This window comes from Legionella cincinnatiensis (assembly GCF_900452415.1).
GTDB classification, from domain to species: domain Bacteria; phylum Pseudomonadota; class Gammaproteobacteria; order Legionellales; family Legionellaceae; genus Legionella; species Legionella cincinnatiensis.
The window spans coordinates 2305830-2320636 of record NZ_UGNX01000001.1; the positions used below are offsets into that span (position 1 = coordinate 2305830).

The window sequence follows — 14807 nt, forward strand, 5'->3', positions numbered from 1 at the left end:
CTGTGAGAAATAATGCATCATCTCTTTAATCTTCAATTAGTACAAGATATTTGACAATCTATAAACAGACTTATCCACAGAAAATGTGTATAACTTATAGAAATAAACTTATTTAAATATGTCGAGAACCCAGATAAAACAAAGGCTTTTAAAAAATTAGCAAAAAAGTTCAATATTTATTTGGAGAAGTATCCACAGGTCTGCAGCATTAGGAAGAGAATTAATCCATCGTTATTTTATACAAACAATAATTAAAAAAACAGTCTTGACTAGAACTATTTTTTTCCGCTTGGTTCGAAAAATTTTTATCCAAATAGTTTATATCCAAATTCACACTTTCTTAATTCGAACAGATCAAGATAAAAACTAATTCTTTATTCCGAAACTGACGTTGCGTATCATAAGCGCTTCCAAACTCATTTAGCGAAAATGAATGACACATCCTTTTCATAAAACGATATATATTGAACAAACATTCACACAATTAAATATTACAAAAGAACGAATAGAGTTGATAACTTTTGAAAATTGCCAGTTCAAACAATGCAAATTCCTTGAAACAATTTTCGGTAATACCAAATTTATTGATTGTGATTTTGAATCTTGTGATCTTAGCCTCACAAAATTTCCAAATTGCAAATTTTCAGAAGTCTCTTTTAATCACTCAAAACTTATAGGAATAAATTGGACCGAATTGAATTGGCCTCTAGTCAAACTTACAAGCCCGCTCTATTTTTATAACAGTAATGTGAGTCACTCTAGTTTTTATGGTTTAGAACTCTCTGATCTGCAGATGGAAGAGTGTAAATCTCATGAGGTTGATTTTCGAGAAGCCAATTTAAGCCACGCATGTTTTTCAGGAACTGATTTACTCAATAGTTTATTTGTTCATACGAATCTAACTTCTGCTGATTTTACAAACGCAATGAACTACAGCATTAATCCAAACGAAAATAGCATCAAAAATGCACATTTTTCATTCCCAGAAGTTATTACCTTATTAAACTATTTCGAAATCAAAATTAATGACTCTCCATTTAATTAACGTGAGTTTCGTATAAGAAAACGTGGATTTACTTCAAACCGTTCGGGCTGAGGAAGAAGGAGTATTGTGACTTCCAGTTGATCAGGTATAATAGCTGCTTTTTCAGCCGATCAGCCAAGCCATGCCCATAAGTACACTGCTCTTCCAACCCACACAAGCCAAACAAACATGGGGACAACTTCATGGAAGCAGCTTAGCGCTTGCACTGGCTGAGTATTGCCAGCAAACATCTGGAATTAAGCTGTTGATCGCACAAGATAATCTGAGAGCCAATCAATTACAAGCAGAGTTAACCTTCTTTCTCAATTCAAATTCGTCTCAAGAGTTACTGTTTTTTCCTGATTGGGAAACATTACCTTATGACCAATTTTCTCCACATCAAGATATTATCTCTGAACGACTGTATGCTTTAAGCCGTATCCAACAAGTTACTGACGCGATTATTATCACCTCAGCAAGTACCTTAATGCATAGGCTATGTCCTCCTGAGTTTTTGAACCAATATGCATTAATGCTTAAAGAAGGACAAAAATTAGACTTAAATGCTTTTCGTAATCAACTCCAGCAATCTGGATATCATTGTGTCAATAAAGTACTCGAACATGGCGAGTATGCTTTACGTGGCTCCATTATTGATGTCTATCCTATGGGTTCTGGTTTACCATTTCGTATCGAACTCTTCGATGATGAAATTGAAAGTTTACGAGAGTTCGATACTGAAACGCAACGCACCATAGAAAAAATCAAAGAAATTAATGTATTACCTGCCAGAGAATTTCCTTTAAACGAACAAAGCCAACTGATGTTTCGACGTGCGTTTAGAGAGTTATTTCCGGGAAACCCAAGCCAATGTCCGATTTATGAAGCAATCAGCGAGGGACAATTTCCATCTGGCATCGAATATTATCTTCCTTTGTTTTTTGAAAAAACAGTCACTTTTTTTGATTATCTTCCAAGCACAGCTAAGGTATGCTTCATTGAAAACATTCAAGATAAAGCAGAGCAATTCTGGCAAGAGTTAAATGAACGTTTTGAACAAAGACGATACGACATCAGTAGGCCTATTTTGTCTCCCTCAGCCTGTTTTATTAATCCAAATGAGCTACTAACCTTAGCAAATACTTACGAACAATTACGCTTATTTCATCATGCCTCAGATAAAAAAGGTGCAGTGAATTTTGAGATTGCCCCTGGTCCACAATTACCCATCGATAGGAAAACCCAAGAGCCTTTAAGTCATCTCCGTGAGTATTGCTCTAACTCTTCTAGACGCTATTTAATTGTGGTTGAAAGTGCCGGACGTCGTGAAGTATTACTTGATCTGTTAAAACCAAGTGGACTCACTGCTAAAGTACACTCATCATGGGATAGTTTTATTCATGATACAGCCAAACTCAATATCAGCACTGGGGCCCTTATTTACGGATGTGAATTAATACAGAATAATATTGTAATTATTGTTGAGTCGCAATTATTTGGAGAACAAAGTACACCCCAAAGACGTAGTTCACAAAAAATGGTTGATCCAGATCTAATTATTCGGGATATGGCTGAACTACGTATCGGTGCTCCTGTAGTGCATTTGCAGTTTGGTGTAGGACGTTATCAGGGATTACAGCATATTGAATCCAATGGGGTAGCTAGCGAATTTTTAGTTCTCGCCTACGCAGGTGAAGATAAAATTTATGTTCCAGTGACTTCACTTCATCTCATTAGCCGTTATACTGGGATGGATAGTGAGCATGCACCACTCCATAAACTCGGAACCGATCAATGGCAAAAAGAAAAGAAAAAAGCCGCCGAGAAAATTCATGACGTGGCGATTGAACTCCTTGACCTCTACGCCAAAAGAGAAGCACAACCTGGATATCAATATCAAGTCGATCATAATGATTATGCTAAATTTGCAAGTGATTTCCCCTTTACAGAAACACCTGATCAACTACAAGCAATTGAACAAATTATCAAAGACATGGAGTCTTCGAGACCCATGGATCGCTTAATTTGTGGCGATGTGGGTTTTGGTAAAACTGAAGTAGCTATGCGTGCGGCTTTTGTGGCCGTTCAAAGCAATAAACAAGTGTGTATCTTAGTACCAACTACACTTTTGGCGGGGCAGCATTTTGAATCGTTTAGAGATCGGTTTGCTGATTTTCCTATTAATATTGAGCTACTTTCGCGTTTTCGCACCAACAAAGAAAGTGAAGCCGTGCTTGCTGGATTAAAATCAGGAACCGTAGATATCGTTATAGGCACACATAAACTGTTTCAAAGCAGCATCGCTTTTAAAAACCTGGGACTTCTTATTATCGATGAAGAGCATCGTTTCGGAGTCAAACAAAAAGAGCACATCAAAGCACTACGTACCCACGTAGATATTTTATCGATGACAGCCACACCTATTCCCAGAACATTGAATATGGCTATGGCAGGAATTCGTGATATTTCATTAATGACCACCCCTCCCGCAAAACGTCTAGCGATTAAAACTTTTTGGCAGGAAAAAAAGGATCCTATTGTTCGTGAAGCCATTTTAAGAGAAATCTTAAGAGGCGGCCAAGTATTTTTCTTACATAATAATGTGGAAACTATTGAGCGCATCTGTGAGGACTTGCAAACCTTAGTGCCTGAGGCCAAAATTCGTAGCGCTCATGGGCAAATGCGCGAGCGTGAGTTAGAACGAGTGATGTCTGATTTTTATCATCATCGTTTTAATGTTTTGGTATGTACAACGATTATTGAAACGGGTATCGATATCCCTACAGCAAATACAATTATTATTGATAGAGCTGATAAATTTGGCTTAGCACAACTTCATCAGTTACGGGGGCGTGTAGGACGCTCTCATCATCAAGCGTATGCCTATTTGCTTACACCAAATGAAAAGTCATTAACTTCGGACGCCGTTAAACGTCTCGAAGCAATTGTCTCCTTAGAGGATCTGGGAGCTGGATTTACTTTAGCAACACATGATCTGGAAATTCGTGGCGCAGGAGAGCTTTTAGGTGAGGAGCAAAGTGGTAACATGCACGCCATAGGATTTAATCTATTCATGGAAATGCTTGATAGAGCCGTAAATGATTTAAAAGCAGGGAAAATACCCGAGTTATCTGCACCCATGCATCAAGGCCCGGAGATCGATTTGCGGATTAGTGCAGTCATTCCTGATGAATACATTTCTGACGTCCATAATCGACTTATTATGTATAAACGAATTTCTAATGCAAAAGATAATCAGCAATTACACGATTTACAAATTGAGCTTATCGATCGATTTGGTTTGTTACCCCAACAAGTGAAGCATTTATTATTGATTACTGAATTAAAATTAAAAGCAGAAAAAATGGGGATCCAAAAAATCAGTGCTGGAGCTCAGCAAGGCAAAATAGAATTTGGTGAAACTCCTTCCATAGACACTGGCGTTTTGATCAGTTTGATTCAAGTACATGCTAAAAGATATAAAATGGACGGGCCTCAATGTTTACGTTTTACCTTGGACAGTACTTCCGCGGAAGAGCGTCTTTTTGAGATTAGCTCCTTGCTTCATAAATTAGCAGGTCAAAAAAGTTCTTGAAGAATAAAATAGCTGAGAGGAAAATGCTCTAATTTCATGCTTAGTGAAACTTAATATGCATAATATTTTTGATAAATAGAAACGTAAGATCCGTCTTTTTCTATGCTTAGAATCGCCCCATTTATTTTCTTGATTAAGGCCTCTTTATCCGGAAGAGCGATTATTCCATAACCATCACCCATGGATAAAGAAGAGCCTACAAGTTTAATGTCGTAATAATTATTATTGAGCAATATATAAGCAAGAGCATTATTAAGCGCAATAACATCTATTTTATGATGTACTAAATTTAATATGAGGTCTGAATTTGAATTATAGGGGATAATCTGATTGGAGTTATGATAAGGAGATTGAGTTAACAGGCTATAAAAAGTATTTTTAATTACGCCAATTTTTTTATTTTTTATATCAGTTACTTTATTGATAGGGCTCCCTCTTAAGGCAATAAACTGTATTTTGCTTACAGCATAGGGAACACTCATAGCATATTGGGTAAAGTCAAGTGAGGTATAAGGCCTTGGAAGAATGAGCAAATCGATCTTACCCTGTCTTAAAACCTCAAATTGATTGCTCAACGTTATTTCACGATAAGTACATTTTTTATCAATCCGTTCGCATATCTCATTCATAAGATCAATACAAAAACCAAAGTAATAAGGACCATCAGCCGTATCCACTTTCTCAGAAATAGGAAGTCCTGAAACAGCAACCCCAACTTTTAACGGATTACAATAAGAAAGAGTGCTGATGAACAACATCATGATACATATTATTTTTTGTCTCATTTTAGAATTTGACTTAAGTCCATGTCATGCTGATATATTTTACTTTAGGAAGTTAAGTATGCTTTGTCAAATTCTCTCCCAGAGCCTGAATGTAAAGACCAAATAGAATCGCAAGTTGGGCCTTAGCCCAACAAAACAATAAGAAGTGAAACCCGATAAGTAGGTTTTTAATGAGTGCCGCCCACTGTCAAAGCATCTATTTTTAGTGTTGGTTGTCCTACACCAACTGGAACTGACTGCCCTTCTTTTCCACAAACACCAATTCCTCGATCCAATCCTAAATCATTTCCTATCATACTGATTTTTTTCATCACATCAGGACCATTACCAATTAAGGTAGCTCCCTTAACTGGAGCAGTAACCTTCCCATCCTCAATAAGATAAGCCTCGCTCGCGGAGAACACAAATTGGCCAGAAGTGATATCAACTTGCCCACCACCAAAATTAACTGCATACAAGCCGCGCTTCACAGAGCGAATAATTTCTTCTGGTTCATATGAACCAGCTAACATATAAGTATTTGTCATTCTCGGCATAGGTACATGCGCATAAGATTCGCGTCGACAATTACCTGTAGATTGCATGCCCATCAATTTGGCATTCAATTTATCCTGCATATAATTCACCAAAACACCATTATCAATTAAGGTAGTACATTGCGAAGGAGTGCCTTCATCATCAATAGTAATTGAACCACGTCTGTCTTTTAAGGTACCGTCATCTACTACGGTAACTCCTGGAGCAGCAACCTGTTCACCAATACGACCAGAAAATGCGGACAATCCCTTGCGATTAAAATCACCTTCTAATCCATGCCCTACTGCTTCATGTAACAAAACACCTGGCCAACCAGGGCCAAGTACAACTGGCATGGTTCCTGCTGGTGCAGGTCGAGCTTCCAAATTAATTAAGGCTTCACGTACCGCTTCACGGGCGTAGCTTAAAGCATTTTCTTTTTCGAGAAAATAAGAGTAAGCTACTCGACCACCGCCTCCAGAGCGGGCAGACTCTCTTCTTCCATGTTTATCCTCTACAATGACACTTACATTGATACTTACTAATGGTCTAACATCTGCGATCATCTGTCCGTGCATCCCTGCTACCATTACAACCTCATAACAGCCACTTAATGCAGCATTAACTTGAATTACGCGAGGATCAATCTTACGTGCTTCTTTATCGATTGCTTCTAATAAAGCAATTTTTTCTTGTTTACTCATACCTTCAATGGGATTTAAACCTTGATAACGACTTACAGCAGCACTTTTTACATGAATCGATTGAGTTGGCATAGAGCCAGTCAGTGCAATGGAGCGAGCAGCATCAGCTGCTCGTAACATTGACGGCAATAAAATATCATCACAATAGGCGAAGCCTGTTTTATCACCGCTAACTGCGCGAATCCCTACCCCTTTATCCAAAGAAAAGCTACCACTTTTCACTACTGAGTCTTCTAGGTACCAAGACTCATAATGACAGCTTTGAAAATAAAGATCTGCATCATCAATATGGTGATTCATCATGGTTTTAAATAATTTTTCAATCCCCGTCTCATCCAAAGCCGCGGGAGCCAATAAAACTTTTTTCGCTGTAATCAGTGCTTCTGTCATTTAATTACCTATAATAAAATATTTATCAAATTTAAACTGTATTAAGCAGACCTTATATCTATAAGTTTAATACATGATGGTCTAAACAAGGGAACTTTTGGCGTAAATCTTGCTGATTTTTTAAATCAATATCTGCAGTAACAAAACCAATCCCCGTTTTTTTTTGTCCAAGCACCTTACCCCAAGAATCAACAATCATGCTATGGCCATAGGTAGTTCGTCCGTTTTCATGTATCCCACCTTGATTTGCTGCCAAAACATAACACAGATTTTCAATAGCTCTTGCCCGCAATAAGATATCCCAGTGCACAAGGCCTGTTGCTGCTGTAAATGCGGAAGGAACAGTAAACAACTGAGCTCCTTGAAACATTAATTGCTGATAAAGTTCAGGGAAACGTAAATCATAACAAACAGTTAAACCTATTTTTCCAATTGGTGTATCGACAAGAGCAAGCTCATACCCACGCTCAATAGATGAGGATTCCAAGTAAGATTCATGCGGTGATACATGTACATCAAATAGATGAATTTTATCGTAACGCGCGGCACATTTACCTTGCTCATCATAAACAAGGCAACTGGCGCGAACTTTAGAGCCAGAACTTTTCAGAGGAATAGTTCCGGCAATTATCCATAAACCTAACTGCTTTGCTAATTGACTCATTTTTTGTTGAATTGGACCTTGGCCATAGATTTCCCCTATCTCCAATTTGTCCGTCTCATGTAGTCCCATAAATGCAAAATTTTCGGGCAAAAGAACAAGATCAGATTGAGCCTCTCGTGCTTGGAACACGATTTTTTCTACTTGTTGCAAGTTATCAGTGACTTTTGCTGAGGAAACCATTTGTACTACTGCTGCCCGCGCCATATAAATCCCCAATTTATGACATCAAACTGTCAAACTAATGCCTATTGTAGACATAGGATGCAATAATGTAAAACCTAACGAAACTAAGCGCTGCTTCTTTAGATCTATGCTATATACTTGAATTTATAGTTTATTTCACTTTATGGAGAGACAATTTTTTATTGTACCAGCCTATTCTCTAAATTTTGTCCAGCGCAAAATAGTCCGCTAAGTTCCGTGCTTTACTTAAAGAGTCTAAAATTTTATTTATAATATTAATGGAGTATTATTGAATTTAAAATAAAAATAATAGGTTTTAGACTTGAAATATGGGAAACTTACCCTTAGATATGCTAGACTAAATATATAGAAAAAGAGGAGATCTAAACAATGAACCGAAATAATGTCACTGTACTTACGCGACGTAATGAATCTGTACTCGCAAGCAACAAAGTATTGCGTAATACTTATCTGTTACTAAGCCTAACCTTCTTCTTCAGTGCGTTTATGGCCTTTATCTCCCTTACAAGTGGTGCTCGGCCGATGAATCCCCTACTTATGATAGTTGGCGTGTATGGGTTAATGTTTTTAACTCAAGCACTGCGCAATAGTGTTTGGGGCTTGGTAAGTGTTTTTGCTTTCACCGGATTTCTAGGTTATACACTAGGTCCAGTACTTAATTTTTATATCAGTAGTTTTACAAATGGGCCACAATTAATTGCTACTGCTTTAGGCGGTACGGGTATGATTTTCTTTGCATTATCAGGTTATGCACTAACTACTAAAAAAGACTTTAGTTTTCTTGGCGGATTTCTTTTTGTAGGTGTAATGGTTGCATTTTTAGCAATGATTGCAGGAATTTTCATTCATATTCCCGCATTACAACTCGCTATTTCTGCTGCCTTTATTCTTATTTCTTCTGGATTAATTTTGCTACAAACCAGTGAAATTATTCATGGAGGGGAAACAAATTATATTTCAGCTACAGTAGGTCTTTTCGTATCCATATACAACTTATTTGTAAGCTTGCTTAATATATTAAGCGCCTTTTCTGGCCGCGACTAGTTATCAGTCTCCTCTACCTAAATCCCGGTTGTTTATCGCCGGGATTTTTTTATCTGAATAGTGTATCTGGTGATGTAAGCGAATAATGACATAATTCATCCAATAGTCATTTTACTTATCCCCCAAAAATAGTTGATAATTTTCATGTTACTTTTTAAATACCCTAGTGCTCACGATATTTTTAATAAAATTATCAAATTGAACTTATATTAATATATATCGATCAAATTAAATCGTTTAGAAAAACTTATCGTATACTAATCCTTATGCTATAAGTTAGTGGAAAATATACGCATGGCTTGCCGAGGCGAAATCTCAGTAGTGATTAGTTGATGATCTTTTAATACGATGAAATTAGATGGTGATTTTTTTATAGTCTTAACATCTAATCTATTTAATAGGACACTATATGAAAAAAGTAATCACGTTTTGTTTTTTATAGAGTATGACAATGCTAGTCTATGCTCAAACCTGCCCAACAGTAAATGAGTGATTGGTGAAAAGAGGTGGATTATTATGTTGTTCCACCATCTTGCTCATGAGGAGATTAATTTTGTTTCCAAGTGGTTTTAGTCTTGAATAGATTTGGTAGCTCAGCAACTGTTTTCTTTACTGTTTGCTCTAAAATAAATAGATCCCTTATTTTTCGGTAATAAACACCCAATGGAACAGGATAGTTCGGGAAAGATAAAGAAGCCAATTGCATAGCAGCAACAAAATTACTTGGATCGTGCTGATAAAGCTTCTCATCAGCGGTTGAAACACAGACAAACTCATCGCCGTGTCTATGAAGTACTTTCTCTTTTTCTAAGCCGTATAACAAAGGTTGTCCCTCTTCTAATACTACTGTATTTTCAGCCCGATTATTTTTTACTGCAAACTCATCAAACGCACCATGATTAAATATATTACAATCCTGATAAATTTCTACAAAAGAACACCCTTGATGTTCATGTGCCTTCTTTAATATAGAACCTAGATGTTGCGGATCTTTATCTACTGCACGAGCAACAAAACTTGCACCGGCAGCTAAAGCTAAAGCAAGTGGATTCACAGGCTCATTTGTCACACCTTTAGGCGAAGTTTTAGTGACTTGTCCTTTTTGTGACGTGGGTGAAAATTGACCTTTAGTTAAACCATATACTTGATTATTAAATAACAGTATATTTACGTTCACGTTACGGCGCAAAATGTGAATTAAGTGATTGCCCCCAATACTTAAGGCATCACCATCACCAGTAATTACCCAAACACTTAAATCATCACGCATCGTTTTTAAACCAGTTGCTACTGCAGTAGCTCGACCATGAATAGTATGAAAGCCATAGGTATTCATGTAATAAGGCAATCTGGCTGCACAACCTATTCCGGAAATAAAAACGTGCTGTTCTGGAGACAAACCCAATTCAGGAAACATTTTTTGTAATGCCATCAAAATGGCATAATCGCCACAACCAGGACACCAGCGCACCTCAGTTGTATTAGTAAAATCGTCACGTTTTAAATTCTTATTCATAATGTGCTTCCGCTTTTAGAGTATTCACTAAATGACTAACAGTAAACGGCTGACCATTCACTTGGCTAATCACTTGCACATTCACCAAATAAGTCGCACGAAGAATTTGGCATAAATGGCCTGAATTTAATTCTGCAACAAATACCTTACTGTAATTTTTTAATAATTCACCTAAATCATTAGGCAAAGGATTTAGATAGCGTAAATGAATAAACGCAATGGCTAATCCTTGTTCTGAACACTGTAAAACCGTAGATTTTAAGCTACCATAAGTACTACCCCAACCAATTAATAAGATTGAAGCGTTAACCTCTCCTTCAATGATCAAAGGGTTATATTCACGGGCCATTCCATTAATTTTTTGCTGACGTAAATGAACCATTTTTTGATGATTCTCTGCATCATAGCTTACCCGTCCATCATCTCCTTGCTTTTCTAATCCACCTAATTGATGAATATAACCAGGTGTACCTGGTTTATTCCAGCTACGACTTAAAAACTCGTCGCGAATAAATGGTTTTGGAAAACGATTAAATTCGATTTTAGGGAGTTTTAATGATCCTATCTCGGGTATTTTCCAAGGTTCAGCAGCATTTGCTAAATAAGCATCAAGTAAAACAATCACTGGAGTCATATATTTAATCGCTAAATAAAATGCGTCCAAAACAGTATAAAAACAATCAGCAGCAGATTGAGCTGCTAAAACAGGCAATGGTGCCTCTCCATGACGCCCATATAGAGCTTGTCGTAAATCACTTTGACTTGTTTTTGTTGGTAATCCAGTGGAAACACCTGCGCGTTGTACATCAAGTACAACGATAGGTAATTCAGCTGCTACCGCCAATCCAAGACTTTCACTTTTTAAATCCAGTCCAGGTCCTGAAGTTGTAGTCAAAGCCAATCTACCCCCATAGGCAGCTCCAATACACGCACAAATCGCTGCAATTTCGTCCTCTGCTTGTAACAACTGCACTCCAAAATCAGTTAATCGTGCACATTCATGCAGGATCGCTGAAGAAGGTGTAATTGGATATCCAGAAACCAGCATGGGTACTTGTGTCGAAGTAGCAAGTGTTGCGAGAGCTAATCCTACCGCCTCAACCCCAGTGATTTGCCGATACTCTCCTGCCTCTCGACGTGCTTCACCTAACATATAATCACGCCGACTTAATTCCAAAGTCATAGCATAATTATACCCAGCCAATAAAGCCAACTGATTGGCTTGAGCAATTACGGGATTGGTTTTGAATTTTTTAGCAATAAATGCTTCACAAGCTGCTGTAGGTAAATCAAATAACCACAATACCAATCCTAAAACATAAAAATTTTTAGCTTTTATGGCTTGAGGTTTTGTTAATTCAAGAGCAGAAACAGCCTGTAATGTTTGAGTAATTAAAGGAAATGAAATAATCTGGTAGTGTTCAGAGCAATTATCAAGAAAGCTTTTATCGATACCTGCTTTTTGCCAATCTTTTTCCTGATAACTGTCCTCATTAATAATCAGTAAACCGCCCTGATTTAAATGTTGTAAAGAGTTTTTCAAAGCTGCAGGATTTAAAGCAACAAGCACATCAAGAGATTCACCCGCAGTAAAAATAGCATGTTCCGCCATTGCTAATTGAAAACCAGATACCCCAGCTACTGTCCCTGCCGGTGCCCTGATTTCTGCAGGAAAATCGGGTAAAGTTCGTACATCACGTCCAGTAAGTGCGGCACTAAGAGTCAATTGCTCACCAACCAATTGCACTCCATCGCCAGAATCCCCAGCAATCCGAATTACAATCACGTCAGTTAGTGACATAAAGTCTCGCTTCTTGCATTAATTGGCGCATGTGTCTTACTGCTTCTTTCATACCACAAAATAAAGCCCGAGCAATAATAGCATGGCCTATGTTAAGTTCATGTAACTCTTTTATAGCTGCAATAGGCTGCACATTATGATAGTTGAGTCCATGACCCGCATTGACAATGAGATTTAAGCTTGCTGCATATTCTGCGGCGCGCTTCATTCGCTCTAATTCATACTGCTGCTGCTCAACTCCTGTTGCGTCTGCATAACATCCTGTATGTAATTCAATTACAGGAGCACCTATTTCTGCAGCAGCCTTAATCTGTTCCAAATCAGGATCAATAAATAAAGATACCTCACTACCCATCACTTGCAAACGTTTTACTGCTTGTTCTACGATTTTCTGGTGAGTAATAATATCTAAGCCACCTTCTGTGGTTAACTCTTCTCGCTTTTCAGGAACTAAACACGTGTGTTCGGGAGAAATCTCTTCAGCAAAATGAAGCATCGCCTCAGTAACTGCTAATTCAAGATTCATCCGTGTTTGTAGCACTTGTCTAATTAACCGAACATCACGAGCTTGTATATGCCGTAAATCCTCTCTCATATGCAAGGTAATCCCATCTGCACCCGCTTCTTCTGCATCAATCGCAGCTTGAACAGGATCTGGATAACGAGTACCCCGTGCTTGACGTACAGTAGCTATATGATCAATATTAACACCCAATAATATCGGCTTGTTCATTCTACACCTTACATATCAAAATTAAGAGTATACGGCCCATCTGGAGTTAAAAACAAGTTGATTCAATATAAGCTGCACGCCTCTTAACGCGGTAACTTATTTAGCTTCAACAAAATACAAAGCTCGTGATTTAATCTCACGCCCTCCTATAAGATGATCTATGGCCTGACGCATAATTATTTTTGCTGATTTAAGATAAGCTGCTTCACCTAAATCATCTTGTGCCAATGCAAGAATATGCTCACCAGGGATGCCTCCACTATCGATCACAAATCCTTCGCCTGCAACAAATTGATAATATAAATCAGCAACAATTACATTTTCGGTTCTCGCTTCCTGCGTTAATGAAAAAGAATAGCCACAAGTGCGCAGCAAAGTCCATTCAAAGCGTCTTAGTAACGCCTCTAATACTAATCTATCTTTTGCTGAGACTAGGTTATTTAAAGTAAATAAATAAGCATCAAACAACATCGAGTCAGAATAATTAGGACTTAGAGCATAATAGAGAACTTCATTGATATATAAACCGGCAACAAGGGCATTACCTATAAGGGGCAATGTTGGTGAAATGCTTTCAATAGATTGTATGTAATATCGCTCATAACGCTCAGTAATATTTATCCATAAAGGAGTAAAAGCTTGTAAAAGCGCCTGTTTTTTAGGAGTACGACCTCCTTTATAAAGACATTGAACTACCCCAAACTCTCGCGTCAAAAAACTGACTCGGGCACTGGTGTCTCCAGACCATTGTTTGTGTAACACCCATGCCTCTACAGCCCTAATGGTCATAACCGAGTTGTTTTAGAATACGCTCGTCATCTGACCAGCCTGATTTCACCTTACACCAGCATTGGAGAAAAACCTTTTTGCCTAATAACTTTTCCATATCCATCCTGGCAGTTGTTGCTATTTCTTTTAACTTTTGTCCTTTATCACCAATAATCATGCGCTTATGATTATCTTTATCAACTAATATTAATGCATGAATGCGTACAAGAGTACCCTCGTCCTTAAACGCTTCAATATCTACAGTAACAGAATAAGGCAATTCTTGCCCACAGAAGCGGAATATTTTTTCACGTATAAGTTCTGCACATAAAAATTTTGTGGGTCGATCGGTTAATTGATCATCTGGAAACAAATGCGGTCCCTCAGGTAAATAAGCCTGTAATTTTGCTTGTAATTGATCAACCTGCATCCCTGTTTTTGCCGATATAGGAATAATTGCTGCAAACTCGTGTTTTGCATTCATTTCCTCCATCCATGGTAACAATTGATCTTTATCATCAATTTTATCCACTTTATTCACAACCAAGAGACTGGGTACTTTAGCTTGTTTCACCAAACTTAGAACATATTCGTCTTCTTCCTTCCAATGGGTGCCATCGACTAAAAAAGCGATTACATCTACATCACGTAATACACTAATCGCTGTTTTATTCATCATACGATTCATTGCTTTTTTGTTTCCTTGATGAATACCAGGTGTATCCACGTAAACAAATTGATAGTCTCCTTCAGTACATATACCTAAAATACTGTGCCGCGTGGTTTGAGGCTTTTTTGAGGTAATACTTACCTTTTGCTGCAAAATACAATTCAATAAGGTTGATTTGCCCACGTTAGGCCTACCAACTAAGGCGATATAGCCACAATAACTTGTCATTAATTAGATCCCTACTCGTATAACTACTCTGGTTGCCCTACCCCAACTATTTAGTAAAGAGGCGCGCTCTTTTAAATCTACATCCTACGACTCGCTCTAAGCAATCCTTTTCTCTCTCAGGGCTTGTCTGCAAAGTGTCAATCATAAAGAGAATAGCTATTCTGT

General features: G+C 37.7%; 11 protein-coding genes. 3 read left to right on the plus strand and 8 right to left on the minus strand.

Features of this window, described 5'->3' with window-relative positions:
* Positions 1-433: 433 nt before the first annotated feature.
* Together DYH34_RS10355 and mfd are read left to right on the plus strand one after the other, a co-directional pair.
* Positions 434-1045, plus strand: coding sequence for a pentapeptide repeat-containing protein (locus DYH34_RS10355; protein WP_058464486.1), 612 nt, complete (start codon positions 434-436; stop codon positions 1043-1045).
* A 121-nt stretch (positions 1046-1166) separates the two neighbouring features.
* Complete coding sequence (gene mfd / locus DYH34_RS10360) at positions 1167-4619, plus strand: transcription-repair coupling factor (RefSeq protein ID WP_058464485.1); 3453 nt, start codon at positions 1167-1169, stop codon at positions 4617-4619.
* A gap of 50 nt (positions 4620-4669) precedes the next feature.
* Here the strand turns inward: mfd and DYH34_RS10365 are convergent, their stop codons facing one another.
* The 3 genes from DYH34_RS10365 to DYH34_RS10375 form a co-directional block, all read right to left on the minus strand.
* Positions 4670-5380 carry a transporter substrate-binding domain-containing protein gene (locus tag DYH34_RS10365; RefSeq protein ID WP_162263051.1) on the minus strand — a complete coding sequence of 237 codons (711 nt, stop codon included), beginning with the start codon at positions 5378-5380 and terminating at the stop codon, positions 4670-4672.
* A 191-nt stretch (positions 5381-5571) separates the two neighbouring features.
* Positions 5572-7014, minus strand: coding sequence for a metalloprotease TldD (gene tldD, locus DYH34_RS10370; protein ID WP_058464483.1), 1443 nt, complete (start codon positions 7012-7014; stop codon positions 5572-5574).
* Positions 7015-7072: 58 nt separating this feature from the next.
* The gene (locus DYH34_RS10375; protein ID WP_058464482.1) at positions 7073-7882 is read right to left on the minus strand and encodes a carbon-nitrogen hydrolase family protein; all 810 of its coding nucleotides are present in this window, start codon (positions 7880-7882) and stop codon (positions 7073-7075) included.
* A gap of 369 nt (positions 7883-8251) precedes the next feature.
* Between DYH34_RS10375 and DYH34_RS10380 the strand changes: the two genes are divergently transcribed.
* Positions 8252-8926, plus strand: coding sequence for a Bax inhibitor-1/YccA family protein (locus DYH34_RS10380; RefSeq protein WP_058464481.1), 675 nt, complete (start codon positions 8252-8254; stop codon positions 8924-8926).
* A gap of 547 nt (positions 8927-9473) precedes the next feature.
* Here DYH34_RS10380 and DYH34_RS10385 read toward each other — a convergent pair.
* The 5 genes from DYH34_RS10385 to era all read right to left on the minus strand — a co-directional run bounded on the left by DYH34_RS10385 (position 9474) and on the right by era (position 14642).
* A complete protein-coding gene (locus tag DYH34_RS10385) occupies positions 9474-10442 on the minus strand; it encodes a 2-oxoacid:ferredoxin oxidoreductase subunit beta (protein ID WP_058464480.1) in 969 nt (322 codons plus the stop codon).
* Entirely contained in the window at positions 10435-12243 is a 1809-nt protein-coding gene (locus DYH34_RS10390; RefSeq protein ID WP_058464479.1) for a 2-oxoacid:acceptor oxidoreductase subunit alpha, read from the minus strand. The genes DYH34_RS10385 and DYH34_RS10390 overlap by 8 nt, the downstream gene beginning before the upstream one ends.
* Positions 12230-12976 (minus strand): pyridoxine 5'-phosphate synthase, encoded by a 747-nt coding sequence (pdxJ, locus tag DYH34_RS10395; RefSeq protein WP_058464478.1) that lies wholly within the window; start codon positions 12974-12976, stop codon positions 12230-12232. Before pdxJ ends, DYH34_RS10390 begins: the two co-directional genes overlap by 14 nt.
* 96 nt (positions 12977-13072) lie before the next feature.
* A complete protein-coding gene (recO, locus tag DYH34_RS10400; protein ID WP_058464477.1) occupies positions 13073-13765 on the minus strand; it encodes a DNA repair protein RecO in 693 nt (230 codons plus the stop codon).
* Positions 13755-14642, minus strand: coding sequence for a GTPase Era (gene era / locus DYH34_RS10405; RefSeq protein ID WP_058464476.1), 888 nt, complete (start codon positions 14640-14642; stop codon positions 13755-13757). Before era ends, recO begins: the two co-directional genes overlap by 11 nt.
* Between the last annotated feature and the right edge of the window lie 165 nt (positions 14643-14807).

Coding starts and splice junctions, on each gene's coding strand:
- DYH34_RS10355 (WP_058464486.1), top strand. CDS start 434: ATGACACATCCTTTTCATAAAACGATATATATTGAACAAACATTCACA.
- mfd (WP_058464485.1), top strand. CDS start 1,167: ATGCCCATAAGTACACTGCTCTTCCAACCCACACAAGCCAAACAAACA.
- DYH34_RS10365 (WP_162263051.1), bottom strand. CDS start 5,380: ATGATGTTGTTCATCAGCACTCTTTCTTATTGTAATCCGTTAAAAGTT.
- tldD (WP_058464483.1), bottom strand. CDS start 7,014: ATGACAGAAGCACTGATTACAGCGAAAAAAGTTTTATTGGCTCCCGCG.
- DYH34_RS10375 (WP_058464482.1), bottom strand. CDS start 7,882: ATGGCGCGGGCAGCAGTAGTACAAATGGTTTCCTCAGCAAAAGTCACT.
- DYH34_RS10380 (WP_058464481.1), top strand. CDS start 8,252: ATGAACCGAAATAATGTCACTGTACTTACGCGACGTAATGAATCTGTA.
- DYH34_RS10385 (WP_058464480.1), bottom strand. CDS start 10,442: ATGAATAAGAATTTAAAACGTGACGATTTTACTAATACAACTGAGGTG.
- DYH34_RS10390 (WP_058464479.1), bottom strand. CDS start 12,243: ATGTCACTAACTGACGTGATTGTAATTCGGATTGCTGGGGATTCTGGC.
- pdxJ (WP_058464478.1), bottom strand. CDS start 12,976: ATGAACAAGCCGATATTATTGGGTGTTAATATTGATCATATAGCTACT.
- recO (WP_058464477.1), bottom strand. CDS start 13,765: ATGACCATTAGGGCTGTAGAGGCATGGGTGTTACACAAACAATGGTCT.
- era (WP_058464476.1), bottom strand. CDS start 14,642: ATGACAAGTTATTGTGGCTATATCGCCTTAGTTGGTAGGCCTAACGTG.